Genomic DNA, 12,760 nt, shown 5'->3' on the forward strand with positions numbered 1-12,760 from the left:
AGCCTCTGTAAAGAGGCTTTTTTTTACTCATTCTTTTGCGATAGGGGTGCTATTAATGTCGACCTTTGTCTCTCCCTGAATCGATGCAATTCGGTTCTCCACGTCTTTCACCTGTTGCGGGTTATGGAGTAGGGTATAGGTCAGATCAAACTGTGTGCTGGCTCCCGGTTGCAGTTGCTTAACGCGTTTTTGTTCGCGCTCAATGGTGACCGGGTAGGCGTAGCTGGTACCCGGCTCAATACCGGTGACATAACCTTGCTTCAGGGTGTCGGTGTTTTTCCATAAGGTCAGCACCGGCAACTGGCGGGTATCAAACTGAATGGACGCCCCTTTATCACCGGCTTTATTCACCACGGCCGCGAGGGTTTCGTGGTTGTTATCCGCAAGCGGTTTGAGGTTAAACACCATCTCATCAAAGCCTTTCGTTGGCCCAGCATAGGTCTGCCAGTCGTTGACACCGGCTTTCGCGTAGTCATTGAATGGACTGACGCTCGCGACCGGGGCAAGGAAGCGCGCACCTTCTTCGAGGATCGGGGTACCAAAGTTGCTGTGGTAGATGATTTGATAATCATGCGGGTAATCGGCATGGTTTGTCAGGACATCATGCAAACTGAACTGGTTGGTTCCTGGGACGTAACGCAGTTCGGTCATGGTCTGCAAATCTGCTTTTTTGAACGTGCTCTCTTTGATCAAACCGCGAATTCGAATTTCATGGGGGGCGGCGTCAGCCACCTCCACTTCAACCTGCGATACAGGCGTATTGCCCGCCTTGCCGTGAAGCGTGTAGATTTGGCCGTCAGCCGTGACCGGGTGGCCCGTCCACTCATAGCCACAGCGCACCATCATCTCGTTGAAACCTTCCAGCCAGCCAAGCCCGTTGCGACTTTCCAGATTAATATATGCCGGGTTCACGACCTCTTTTACCGGGGAATCCCAGCCCATTCTGGTGCCGAAGCCTTCCACATGGAGCAGGTTCATGCCGCGAGAGGGGCTTAAGGTAATGGTCAGGCCACTTTTACTGCTGATAACAAGGATTTTGCTGCCTTCCTGTTTGCCACCGTGCAACACTTTTTGTTCAATGCTGAACGCCTGATCTTTTACCTTCAGCTCATCGCTCGTTATTTTCCAGTTTCCTTTCTCCACGCCGCTTTCAGCGCTTGTCAGCACCCAGGTTTTCGCCGCAGCATGACCCGAAATCAAAGCTGCAAGGAGCGTAATAGCCAGTTTAATTTTCATATCCCTTCCTTTTTGCTGAAACGATTATTTTCTTTCGTCAGCAAATCTAATGTTTTGACCTGAAGGGAAATGTGATGTGCTTCACTGGGGAAGAAAATATGAATATTTAAGGTCTAATATGAGAATAAGATCGCAATTAAGTTAACTTTCATACAATTAATTGCACAGTAAATGTGAAAGGTGAAGGTTTTAGCTTTAACGATTCAGCTAGAAGGGAATAAAAAACCCCGCCAGTGCGAGGTTTGTCATGTGTCGTCTTCCAGAGCCTGCAAAGAGAAATAAACCCTGTTATTTCATTAGATTGCTAAGCTATATAGAATGCTAAGCATTCATTATGCTTTCAACACGTCCAGCGCGGCAGTGTAATCCGGCTCGGTGGTGATTTCGTTAACCAGTTCGCTGAAGACGACGTTGTCATTTTCATCGATAACCAGTACAGCGCGCGCTGCCAGGCCTTTCAGTGGGCCTTCCGCGATGCTCACGCCGTAGTTTTCCAGGAAATCCGGGCTGCGCAGGGTGGAGAGGGTAGTGACGTTGCTCAGGCCTTCAGCACCGCAGAACCGGGACTGGGCGAACGGCAGATCGGCAGAAATACACAGCACAACGGTGTTGTCCATTTCCGTCGCCAGCTGGTTGAATTTGCGCACGGATGCAGCACAGACGCCGGTGTCGATGCTTGGGAAAATGTTCAGGACTTTGCGTTTGCCAGCAAACTGAGACAGTGTGACGTCAGACAGATCTTTAGCCACCAGAGTAAAAGCCTGTGCTTTGCTGCCAGCCTGTGGAATGGAACCTGCAACAGTAACCGGGTTGCCCTGGAAATGAACGAGTTGTGACATAGATATCTTCCTGTTTACATATAGTTAACGTCGTGGCTAGTGTATGCCATCAGCGGATAACACGGCAAACCAATTTTTTCGCCTTTCCGGGCCGCAAGGAGTCAGTGATGAGAAGCGTTAAGGTCTATGAAGAAGCCTGGCCATTGCATACCCCGTTTGTGATCTCCCGCGGCAGTCGAAGCGAAGCCAGTGTGGTCGTGGTGGAGATAGAAGATGACGGCATTAAGGGCGTCGGCGAATGCACGCCGTACCCGCGCTATGGCGAAAGTCTGGCGTCGGTAATGGCACTTATCATGACGCTCGTTCCCGATCTGGAAAAAGGGCTCACCCGCGAGGCGTTACAGCAGCGTATACCCGCCGGCGCGGCACGTAATGCGATTGACTGCGCACTCTGGAGCCTGGAGGCTGCCAAACAGCAAACCTCGCTGACGACGCTGCTAGGCGTCACGTTGCCGACATCGGTTGTCACGGCGCAAACGGTAGTGATTGGCGAGCCTGAACACATGGCCGCCAGCGCAAAAGCACTCCTTGATGCGGGGGCGACGCTGTTAAAGGTGAAGCTTGACGATCGTCTGATCAGCGAGCGTATGGTCGCTATCCGCTCGGCAGTCCCGACAGCCACGTTAATTGTGGATGCGAATGAGTCATGGCATCCCGAAGGCCTTGCCGCACGATGTCAGCTGCTGGCCGACCTGGGCGTAGCCATGCTGGAGCAGCCTCTGCCGGCACAGGATGATGCGGCGCTGAAGAATTTTATCCACCCGCTGCCCATCTGCGCAGATGAAAGCTGCCATACGCGCGATAGCCTGGTTGAACTGCAGGGCCGTTACGAGATGGTCAATATCAAGCTCGACAAGACCGGCGGGCTGACAGAGGCGCTGGCGCTGGCAGAACAGGCGCAGGCGCAGGGGTTTTCAATCATGCTGGGATGCATGCTGTGTACATCCCGGGCGATCAACGCGGCGCTGCCGCTGGTAAATCATGTCAGTTTTGCCGATCTTGATGGCCCGACATGGCTGGCGGTTGACGTTTCACCGGCACTCACGTTTACCAGCGGCGTCCTTCATTTTTGAGGCTGCCAGCGCAGAAGCTCCACCATGGCCTTTAAATATTTTTCGCTGGCTTCGTCTGACGATATCGGCGGGAATTCCGCGGTGATGCAAGGTAATCCCAGGTCGGCACACCAGCTGCCGAATGAGCCAGGGGTTTCATAGCCCACGCTGGAGACAAGCGGCAGGGCGAAAGCATTCGCCAGCCATTCGCCCAGCTCGGTGTGCCGCGGATCTTCGATGCAGGCCAGCGGATCGTGGAAGGTGACAACCCAGGCCGGGTGGATCTTATGGATTAACTGGCACAGCGCTTGTGTTTCCGGCTCCGAGCCCGGCGTGTCGCCGGTCAGTAAGACAACGTCACGCTCTTCAGCGGAGCTGTTCCAGCGATAAACCGTTTCACCGGCGCGCCAGTTTGCTGCAGGGAAATTACGGTTTAAATCGATGCCCCGCGCATTGGCGCGTAACCCAAGCTGACACCCATCCGGGTTGACGGCCAGAATCACGTGATGACGTCGTAAGCTGGGCGTCAACGTGCGCAGCGCGCACGAGAGCGTGACGACAGACGAGTTCTCGTCGCCGTGCGTGCCGGCAATGATCAAGCCGCTGTTGCGATCGGCATCGGGGGCCGGAAACCAAATCAGCGATGCGCCTAAAAATGAACGGCCATACTGCTCTGCACCTGGCGGGAAGGCGCCGCGTTCCGCTCTGGGTCGGGTGATTGCCATAGGAAATCCTGATAAAGAAGTCTCTACTGGCAGTGTTGTGCAAAACTCGCGGTTAATCAAATAGTTTCCGTATGGCGGGAAAATTGCCGGATATCAACTTTCCGGAGGAAGGTATTTGCAATTCTCATTGTCGAAACAAATAATTACGCATCTGCTTATTACCTGAATTCATAAAAGGGGATCTTATGAAGCATCCTGTTTCGCGTCTCTGTACTGCACTGTTGCTGTGCGGACTCTCTTCACTCTCGTACGCCGCTGATGTGCCACAGGGCACGGTACTGGCGCAAAAACAGGAGCTGGTCAGACACATTAAAGATGAGCCGGCTTCCCTTGATCCGGCAAAAGCCGTGGGATTACCCGAGATACAGGTCATTCGCGACCTTTTTGAAGGACTGGTTAATCAGAATGAGAAAGGTGAACTGACACCAGGCGTGGCGACGCGCTGGCAGAGTAACGATAACCGTATCTGGACCTTCTCCTTACGTGATAACGCGAAATGGTCTGACGGTTCTCCGGTTACCGCTCAGGATTTTGTCTACAGCTGGCAGCGTCTGGTTGATCCGAAAACCACGTCTCCGTTTGCCTGGTTTGCGGCGCTGGCGGGTATCCATAACGCACAGGCGATAATTGATGGTAAAGCCGCGCCAGATATGCTGGGCGTGACGGCCGTAGATGCAAAAACCTTACGTGTGCAGCTGGATAAACCGCTGCCGTGGTTTAGCAATCTGACGGCAAACTTTGCCTTCTATCCGGTGCAAAAGGCCAATGTGGAGAGCGGCAAAGAGTGGACGCGTCCGGGGGCTCTGGTCGGAAATGGCGCCTACGTTATGAAAGATCGCGTGGTGAATGAAAAACTGGTTGTGGTGCCAAATACACACTACTGGGATAACGCCAAAACCGTCCTGCAAAAAGTGACGTTCATACCGATTAACCAGGAATCCTCGGCCACTAAACGCTATCTGGCGGATGATATTGATATCACCGAATCGTTCCCGAAAAACATGTATCAGAAGCTGCTCAAGGACATTCCGGGACAGGTGTATACACCGCCTCAGCTGGGCACCTATTACTATGCGTTTAATACGCAAAAAGGACCCACGGCCGATGCCCGTGTACGTCTCGCCCTGAGCATGACCATCGATCGCCGCATCATGGCGGACAAAGTGTTAGGAACCGGTGAGAAGCCCGCCTGGCATTTCACGCCAGACGTGACGGCAGGGTTTACGCCAGAAACCTCGCCGTTTGAACAGATGTCACAGCAGGAACTTAATGCCCAGGCGAAAACGCTGCTTCAGGCCGCGGGCTATGGCCCTCAGCGCCCGCTGAAGCTGAACCTGTTGTACAACACGTCAGAAAACCATCAGAAAATCGCGATTGCGGTGGCCTCGATGTGGAAAAAAAACCTCGGCGTTGACGTCAAACTGCAAAACCAGGAGTGGAAAACCTACATCGACAGCCGTAATACCGGTAATTTCGATGTGATCCGCGCGTCATGGGTCGGGGATTACAATGAGCCATCGACCTTCCTGTCGTTATTGACTTCAACCCACAGCGGCAATATCTCGCGTTTCAACGATCCGGCGTACGATAAAATTATCCATCAGGCGACGCTCGAAAATACGGCGAAAGCGCGTAACGCAGACTACAACATGGCGGAGAAAATCCTCACGGAAAAAGCGCCAATCGCACCTATTTACCAGTACACCAACGGCCGCCTGATCAAACCATGGGTGAAAGGTTACCCCATTAATAACCCGGAAGACGTGGCTTATAGCCGGACGATGTATATTGAGAAACACTGACGAGCCGGTAACCGACGGGCTTCGTTGTGAACGTTAAATTAAGAGCTGGCGCATTTGCGCCAGTTTTTCTTTATTGAACGAGGGATGTTTGTTCCGTGAGTCAAAGGGGAGGTAAATGATGACGGATGAAAAGAAAGAGAAAGCGTCTTTCCCGGTAGGGTTAGGGATTATGGATAAAATCTGGGAATGGCAATGGATTATCCGCTTCATCTATATTGTCCTTTTCGCCGATCTGGCGCTGCTGGTATACAGCGGGCAAGGAATGTTGACCTGGCCTGTTCAGACGCTTAACTGGACCGAACATTTGGGTTTTTTCTGCGTGGCGCTCGCCGCCTTAGGTTTGATTGCCACCACCCTGATGCCTTTTATAGCCAATATCGTCAGGCTATTACTCAATGAGTTCATCTACAGCAGAATCTTCCCGGATTTCTTGCGCGCGCAGAGTGATTATCAGAAGAGGTCGGGTGAAGTTCCTTCAGGCGAAGTACTTGATTTAGCGTTGAAGGAAAACAACCAGTTCCTGCTGAATTATTATGAAAAACATAATGCAAACTGGCGCACGAAATTTCATGAACGATTTAAAGTCGGGGATTTACTCTTTGGGATCCTGTTTTTCATGATGCTTGATGACCATCCGCAGTGGTTTAGCGACGCGAAGCATTCGCTGGTCATCGATCTGTTCAGCCACGGCGGTGAAAGCGGAATCGTCCTGTTTTATACCGTGCTTATACTCATCTTTAGTACGCTGATGAGTCTCTGGTTCGGTAAATGGGACTGGGGGAACATCTACTATCCGCCACTGTATCGTGAAAAAGAGGAAGCCCGCAGAAAAGCGCGTGAGCGGGAAGCGCAGTGGGAGCGGCAGGATCGCTAAATCGCCGGGCGACACATTATTCCCAGCAGATTGCTCCCGCCAGGCGCTGCTGGCGGGAGCAGGGCACTGTTATTCTAGCAATGCACTGAATTTCGCCAGCCATTGCGGATGCGCAGGCCAGGCGGGGGCAGTGACCAGATTACCGTCTACGTGCGCCTGATCGATACCAATATTGGCATAGTGCCCGCCGCCGAGGCGGACTTCAGGCGCACAGGCGGGATAGGCGCTACAGGTTCGTCCTTTTAATATGCCGGCAGCAGCGAGCAGTTGCGGTCCGTGGCAAACCGCAGCAATCGGTTTGCGCGCGGCGTCGAAGGCCTGCACCAGTTTCAGCACGTCATCATTTAGCCGGAGATATTCAGGGGCTCGTCCGCCCGGGATTAGCAGCGCGTCATAATCCTGCTCTTTTACGGCGGAAAAATCGGCATTGAGGATAAAACGGTGGCCCGGCTTTTCACTGTAGGTCTGGGCGCCGTCGAAATCATGGATCGCCGTCATGATGTAGTCGCCACGGGATTTGTCCGGGCAGACAGCGTCCACCTGATGGCCAATCATCTGTAAAGCCTGAAAGGGCACCATTGTTTCATAATCTTCGGCGTAATCGCCGACCAACATCAGGATTTTCTTGCTCATCATTTCTCACCTTTAGGTTTAACGATGTTTAAGATATAGCCTGGCACAGCTGAATTGCCGGAAATAAAAAAAGCCCGTCAGAGAACGGGCGAAATAAGCAAATGATTTAATGATTCGTTATCAACTTGTTGGAGGATAACGTTGCGTATTTTACGCACTTCTTACCGGTGCTGATACCTGACAAATTCGGTAGGTGAAACAAGGAATTAAACATGCGTCATAGCGCATCGAAGGTGGGGTAGATACTGTTCTCAAGGTATTCCACCAGAAACCAGATCTCACCGCTGAAAATAAACCAGAAGCCAAATATAATAACGAATAAAATAATTATGGTGAGTATTATTTCTGTTTTTCCCATTGCACATCTACCCACCTGTGGTCCATTTATTCGAGAGGGGCATTGTAACGGGGCTTACGAAGATACACCAGTTTCATGCCGCCAGGACTTTATTACGCCCATCACTTTTGGCGCGATAAAGCGCATCGTCCACACGTTTAAACAGTTCATCCATACTCTCGCCCGGATTATGTCGCGCCACGCCAATGCTGACGGTGAAGCGAGGTAAACCCGGGATCGTGATGCGGGCGACCGCATCGCGCACAGTTTCGGCGATTTGCAGGGCGGTGTCGAGCGGGGTGCGCGGCAGCAGGATGACGAACTCCTCACCGCCCCAGCGGAAGACCAGGTCCTCTTTGCGGCTACAGGCTTCCAGCGTGCGCGAGAGCGAGATCAGTACCTCATCACCTTTCAGGTGGCCGAAGAGGTCGTTGATATTTTTGAAGTGATCGGTATCCACCAGCAGCAGGCTAAATTGCTGCTGCGCGGGAAGATGATGGGTATTGGCCTGGTCGGTGATGATATAGAACTGACGCCGGTTGAGCAGGCCCGTCATGGAATCACGCAGTGCCGCGTGTTCCAGCTCCTGCTCCAGCCTTTTTTGCTCGGTGATATCGTGGATAATGCACAACATCAATTTGTCACCGTAAATTTCAATCGGCCCGGCATAGGTCTGAACATGGCGGGTGGAGCCATCGGCCAGACGGTGGATAAAGTTGAGGGGCTTATGGCCGCCCGGCAACGCGGCAATCTCCGTCATCACGGGGATCACATCCCGCCCCAGAGTATTGATTTCCCAGGTATGTTTTCTGCACATTTCATCATGCGCATAACCGTAAAAAGTCAGCGCCGCCAGATTGGCATCCACAATCTGGCCATCCCGGGACGGATCGATAAGCAGCATTGGCGCGCTGTTGGTCAGGAAAAAGCGCGCGTAAAATCCCTGTTTTTTGCGCTGGTAGGTCGCAGAGCGGCTGGCCTTAAGCCCGGAGAGAACCTGCTGCGTCAGCCCTTCAAAAACAATAACATTCCCCTGGGGCACGAAATGGGCAAGCGAGAGACGGCAGCTCAGCGCGGTTTCATGTCCATCGCGGGAGATGGTCCAGATTTCGACGATCTCCTGCTCACTCTTCAGTTCAGGCACATACATCGACAGCACGTGATGCGCATTGGCGGAATAGGTACCTTTGCGTAGGTCATCCAGGGTTTTATCGCCCATGATCTGAGCGGCGGCCACATTTGCAAAAATGATCTGTTCTGAAGCAGGTGAAATGAGCCACACGGGGGTTTTAATTAAATTCAGCGCATCAAAACAATTTTGCGACATAGCGTATTCCTGTACATCGGCACCATGTGCCTGAGGATCATGACAGAATTAACGGGAGTGGACTCCTTTGAAACATACTCTACTTAACCCGGTCAGGCATGATTTTTTTGTGAAATATATGCGGGTTCCGCGTGAATTTTACCAATGGGTATAATTTGTTTGTCTGAGTTTTTTTGCAGCAACAGCCAGGGAACCTGTTCGGCAGGTAAAGGACGGGAGAAAAGGAACCCCTGCAGGTAATCACAGCCGAGGTCCGTCAGTACCACCTGTTGTTCTTCCGTCTCGATCCCTTCCGCAACCACATTCATTTCCATGGTCCGGGCGATATTGATAATGGTTTCCACCAGCTTGCGGCTTTTTTCATTTACCAGCATCGAGTGCACAAAGCTTTTGTCGATTTTTAGCTCTTTAGCGGGCAGAACGCTCAACATCAACAGGTTGGAATAGCCGGTGCCAAAATCATCAATCGAGACGGTAATCCCGGCTTGATTGAACGCATTGAGTAATTCAATACTGCGGTCGAGATTTTTCAGTGCAGTACTTTCCGTCACCTCAAGGATAAGCCGGGAGGGCGACAGATTATATTTATGCAACATCGACGAAATGATGTGGAAGATATCTGGCTGTTCGAACTGAACGGGGGAAAGGTTAAAGGACAATGTCCACTGGCTGAAACCTTGTTCTGTCCAGAAATGAAGCTGACGGCATGCCGCTTCAATCGCCCAGTTCCCCACCGGGATGATCAGCCCCGTTTGTTCCAGCGACGGTAAAAACAGATTAGGCAGCAACACCCCTTGCTCAGGGTGCCGCCAGCGCAGAAGGGCTTCAAAACCGTGAATAGTGGTGTCTTTTGCATGCCAGGTCGGCTGATACCACAGTTCAAACTGATCGCGTTCCAGCGCCTGAGTTAACTCCTGCAGGAAGCCGGGGTTGGCCGGAATGGCCGTTGACATCTCGTTTCGGTAGACGGCCCAGCCGTTTCGGCCATCCTCTTTGACGCGATTCAGGGCCGCATCGGCTTTAAGCTTCAGCTCATGCAGCGTCTCGCCATCCTGCGGGTAGAGGCTGACCCCCGCGCTGATTGTTGTGCTCAGCGTGTGCCCACAAAGTGAAAACGGGCGGCGCATATCCTCCAGCAATGTCGTGAGCAGCGGGTTGAGTTTATCGTCGTCACACTCGGGAACCAGCAGGATAAAGGCGTCGCCGCCAAGCCTGGCGAGGGTCATCTCGCGGGTAAGGCGGGCGGTAATGCGCTGCGCGAGAGAGATTAACAACTCATCCCCGGTGTTGTGGCCCCAGGTATCGTTGATGCGTTTGAAATGATCGACGTTGAGGAAAATCACGGCGAATGGCTTCTTGCTGAGCAATGCGCTGCGCAGGCAATCCTGCATCCGAATGTCCATTTGGTGGCGATTAGCGAGACCGGTGAGCGCATCAAACCGCGCCTGCAGTTCAAGCTGACGATTAAGCTGGCGTAGGTTGTCGGTCAGTCGGTTCGTCCGCCGGTGCGAGTCGATGAGCGAAATCATTAACATACCGCCGAGCAGGCACAGTGTGGTGACAGAAACCCAGACCGATAACCCCAACTCGCTGATACCGCCGGGCAGGGTATGCGTCATTTCCTGAAAATGGGCGGCATGCATGCCGGTGTAGTGCATCGCGCAGATGGCGACACCCAGCACGCAGGCCGCGAGAATACGATTGATAAACACCCCTTTGCGCATATCCCGCAGGCGAAATGCCAGCCACAGCGCCGCGCCGGAGGCCATAACGGCAATCAACACGGACACGGCAACAATGCGTCGTTCCCAGAGAATATGGCTGTCCAGCATCAGTGCGGCCATACCGATAAAGTGCATACAGACCACGCCAGCACTCAGGAGCACCGTGGCAATGATCAATCGAAAAGGGGAAAGGGTTTTACCCGTTACGGCAATATTGATGGCGACCGTGGATGCAACCACCGCCACGCCCAGTGAGGCGAGGGTTAACCAGAGGTTATAGCTCATTATCATCGGCATTTGCATCGACAGCATGCCGATGAAGTGCATTGACCAGATCCCGATCCCAAGCGTGACGCCTCCGGCGATACGCCAGAACATCGCCGTTTTACGGCTGGAAAGCGGGATTTTTCCGGCGCTGTCCAGGGCCACAAATGAGGCGATAAAGGCCACCAGATACGAGAGGGCTATTAACACAGGGTCCCACGATATATTGAGCATTATGCAATCCCACGCCAAAGAGGGTTACCGATTTCGCCTGCCGGGCACGTCTTTAACTGGCAACGTACATGCGCATTCAAATAATATGAGTTAGGTATCGTGCAAAACGACCGGTCATATTAAAACGTTAAGGCTGGCGGTGAATATAAAATATATTCTTCCCGGCACTTATTAAGCATTGCTAAACAAAGGCGAATAATTGCAGCAAAGCCCCTTAAATATGAGCGCGGCCATATTGTCTCATCGCAGGCGATGGTATCGCTTAAAGTGGCAGGAAACCAGTATCACAGGATGCTGCATATAACATTTTCACTAATACCCTGTTTTTATCTGACTTAAGTTAAATCTCAGGTGGCTAACGGCGAAAGGTGAAACCAGCGTTGTTCATCAGGACAAACAACAACACGAATGCTATAAATCTTAATGCCGACCTAAATATAAAATCGTGGATATAATCATGCTAAGAAATATTAGTGTCAGAACCTTCATTACCGGGTTCCTTTTATGTCTTTTCCTGGTTGATGCAGGTGTCGCTGTTCTATTTTCCAGCAAATCCTCTCTCTTTATTTCACTCAATATCATCAATTTCGTTGCGCTATTTTTGCTCTGGGGCTACATGACAAAGTATCTTGTGACGCCGATCAATACGGTGAAAAAAAGTATTGAAGAAGTGACTGCAGGCAATCTTGGCGTGACTATCCCTGAATTTGGCAATAACTGTGCAGGGCGTTTAATCCCCGGGATTAACAGCCTCTCCAGCAACATCGCGACCCTGGTACGCGAGATCAGGGCCTCGTCGCAAACCGCCATGACCTTGTCCGATCAACTCTCCGCGCGTAGCGCGCAGCTTTCGGTGAAAACAGAGCAGCAGTCTGCATCGCTGGTGCAAACGGCTGCCAGCATGGAGCAGATGGCAGCAAGTACCCGAAATAATGCCGATAACACCCGACTGGCCAGCGAGCAGGCAAACAGGGCGACACTGCAGGCGCGTAAAGGTGGCGAGTTGATGGGGCAGGTGGCCACCAATATGCAATCCATTACCGAATGTGCACAGCAAATGACGGAGATTATCTCAATGATCGACGGCATTGCCTTCCAGACGAATATCCTGGCGCTAAACGCGGCCGTTGAGGCGGCCAGAGCCGGTGACCACGGAAAAGGGTTTTCGGTGGTGGCAGAAGAGGTGCGAAACCTGGCCCACCGCAGTGCGGATGCCGCCAAAAACATCAAAACGCTGATTGAAGTGACCAGCAATAACGTCACTCAGGGCGTGACCGTTGTGTCCGAAGCTGAAAAGAATATGCAAGAAATTGTGACCGGCTCCGGCAATGTCAGCCAGTTGATGGATGACATTTTCACCTCGACGTCAGAGCAGGAGAAAGGCATTTCCCAGATTACGCTGGCCTTATCTGAGCTGGAACGGGTCACGCAAAGTAACGTTACGATGGCAGAAGAACTCAACGGATCCTCTGATGTACTGCGTAATCAGGTAAGTGAACTGCAGGCGCGGACGCGTAACTTCCGGCTCGAAAAGGGGTATCAGGTTGAATCCACGCCTTCTCATGCTGGCCCGCTGTCATTCCACTCGCGTCCCGGTCACTCCCTCTGATGCACGAAAAGAGCCTGGTTAACCGGGCTCTTTTATCCCGACTTCTCGCCGCTGAATTACCCTCCCGTGCGGTCTGAAAAGGCGCCTGGCAAAATACGGTTATT

The 12,760-nt window shown here is 52.3% G+C and carries 11 protein-coding genes; 4 read left to right on the top strand and 7 right to left on the bottom strand.

Annotated elements, in window-relative coordinates:
- Positions 1–27: 27 nt before the first annotated feature.
- The gene (locus tag F8561_RS11120) at positions 28–1,236 is read right to left on the bottom strand and encodes an aldose 1-epimerase family protein (RefSeq protein ID WP_014170324.1); all 1,209 of its coding nucleotides are present in this window, start codon (positions 1,234–1,236) and stop codon (positions 28–30) included.
- A 332-nt stretch (positions 1,237–1,568) separates the two neighbouring features.
- Positions 1,569–2,075 carry a thiol peroxidase gene (gene tpx, locus F8561_RS11125; protein WP_079230938.1) on the bottom strand — a complete coding sequence of 169 codons (507 nt, stop codon included), beginning with the start codon at positions 2,073–2,075 and terminating at the stop codon, positions 1,569–1,571.
- 107 nt (positions 2,076–2,182) lie between these two features.
- Here tpx and ycjG point away from each other — a divergent pair, with 107 nt between their 5' ends.
- Positions 2,183–3,148: an L-Ala-D/L-Glu epimerase gene (gene ycjG / locus F8561_RS11130; protein WP_151887446.1), complete on the top strand. Its 966-nt coding sequence runs from the start codon at positions 2,183–2,185 to the stop codon at positions 3,146–3,148.
- On the opposite strand, the gene mpaA is transcribed toward ycjG, so the two are convergent.
- On the bottom strand, positions 3,139–3,852 hold the full coding sequence (gene mpaA, locus F8561_RS11135; RefSeq protein WP_020882474.1) for a murein tripeptide amidase MpaA: 714 nt from the start codon (positions 3,850–3,852) through the stop codon (positions 3,139–3,141). The genes ycjG and mpaA overlap by 10 nt on opposite strands.
- A gap of 185 nt (positions 3,853–4,037) precedes the next feature.
- Here mpaA and F8561_RS11140 point away from each other — a divergent pair, with 185 nt between their 5' ends.
- Both F8561_RS11140 and F8561_RS11145 read left to right on the top strand, forming a co-directional pair.
- Positions 4,038–5,654, top strand: a complete 1,617-nt coding sequence (locus F8561_RS11140) for a peptide ABC transporter substrate-binding protein (protein ID WP_151887447.1) — start codon at positions 4,038–4,040, stop codon at positions 5,652–5,654.
- A gap of 115 nt (positions 5,655–5,769) precedes the next feature.
- Positions 5,770–6,528, top strand: coding sequence for a hypothetical protein (locus F8561_RS11145; protein WP_151887448.1), 759 nt, complete (start codon positions 5,770–5,772; stop codon positions 6,526–6,528).
- 69 nt (positions 6,529–6,597) lie between these two features.
- Here the strand turns inward: F8561_RS11145 and F8561_RS11150 are convergent, their stop codons facing one another.
- The 4 genes from F8561_RS11150 to F8561_RS11165 form a co-directional block, all read right to left on the bottom strand.
- Positions 6,598–7,161 carry a DJ-1/PfpI family protein gene (locus F8561_RS11150; protein ID WP_025204027.1) on the bottom strand — a complete coding sequence of 188 codons (564 nt, stop codon included), beginning with the start codon at positions 7,159–7,161 and terminating at the stop codon, positions 6,598–6,600.
- Positions 7,162–7,378: 217 nt separating this feature from the next.
- Positions 7,379–7,519 carry an Ecr family regulatory small membrane protein gene (locus F8561_RS11155; RefSeq protein WP_020882478.1) on the bottom strand — a complete coding sequence of 47 codons (141 nt, stop codon included), beginning with the start codon at positions 7,517–7,519 and terminating at the stop codon, positions 7,379–7,381.
- 73 nt (positions 7,520–7,592) lie between these two features.
- The gene (locus tag F8561_RS11160) at positions 7,593–8,825 is read right to left on the bottom strand and encodes a sensor domain-containing diguanylate cyclase (protein ID WP_014170316.1); all 1,233 of its coding nucleotides are present in this window, start codon (positions 8,823–8,825) and stop codon (positions 7,593–7,595) included.
- Between the two features lie 92 nt (positions 8,826–8,917).
- On the bottom strand, positions 8,918–11,047 hold the full coding sequence (locus F8561_RS11165; RefSeq protein WP_151887449.1) for a putative bifunctional diguanylate cyclase/phosphodiesterase: 2,130 nt from the start codon (positions 11,045–11,047) through the stop codon (positions 8,918–8,920).
- A gap of 457 nt (positions 11,048–11,504) precedes the next feature.
- Here F8561_RS11165 and F8561_RS11170 point away from each other — a divergent pair, with 457 nt between their 5' ends.
- Complete coding sequence (locus F8561_RS11170; protein ID WP_151887450.1) at positions 11,505–12,656, top strand: methyl-accepting chemotaxis protein; 1,152 nt, start codon at positions 11,505–11,507, stop codon at positions 12,654–12,656.
- The last annotated feature ends 104 nt before the right edge of the window (positions 12,657–12,760 follow it).

It is taken from the genome of Enterobacter sp. 198 (genome assembly GCF_009025585.1).
Taxonomy (GTDB): domain Bacteria; phylum Pseudomonadota; class Gammaproteobacteria; order Enterobacterales; family Enterobacteriaceae; genus Enterobacter; species Enterobacter ludwigii.

Excerpts from the sequence above, each read along its gene's own strand:
- F8561_RS11120 (WP_014170324.1), bottom strand. The coding sequence starts at position 1,236 with ATGAAAATTAAACTGGCTATTACGCTCCTTGCAGCTTTGATTTCGGGT.
- tpx (WP_079230938.1), bottom strand. The coding sequence starts at position 2,075 with ATGTCACAACTCGTTCATTTCCAGGGCAACCCGGTTACTGTTGCAGGT.
- ycjG (WP_151887446.1), top strand. The coding sequence starts at position 2,183 with ATGAGAAGCGTTAAGGTCTATGAAGAAGCCTGGCCATTGCATACCCCG.
- mpaA (WP_020882474.1), bottom strand. The coding sequence starts at position 3,852 with ATGGCAATCACCCGACCCAGAGCGGAACGCGGCGCCTTCCCGCCAGGT.
- F8561_RS11140 (WP_151887447.1), top strand. The coding sequence starts at position 4,038 with ATGAAGCATCCTGTTTCGCGTCTCTGTACTGCACTGTTGCTGTGCGGA.
- F8561_RS11145 (WP_151887448.1), top strand. The coding sequence starts at position 5,770 with ATGATGACGGATGAAAAGAAAGAGAAAGCGTCTTTCCCGGTAGGGTTA.
- F8561_RS11150 (WP_025204027.1), bottom strand. The coding sequence starts at position 7,161 with ATGAGCAAGAAAATCCTGATGTTGGTCGGCGATTACGCCGAAGATTAT.
- F8561_RS11155 (WP_020882478.1), bottom strand. The coding sequence starts at position 7,519 with ATGGGAAAAACAGAAATAATACTCACCATAATTATTTTATTCGTTATT.
- F8561_RS11160 (WP_014170316.1), bottom strand. The coding sequence starts at position 8,825 with ATGTCGCAAAATTGTTTTGATGCGCTGAATTTAATTAAAACCCCCGTG.
- F8561_RS11165 (WP_151887449.1), bottom strand. The coding sequence starts at position 11,047 with ATGCTCAATATATCGTGGGACCCTGTGTTAATAGCCCTCTCGTATCTG.
- F8561_RS11170 (WP_151887450.1), top strand. The coding sequence starts at position 11,505 with ATGCTAAGAAATATTAGTGTCAGAACCTTCATTACCGGGTTCCTTTTA.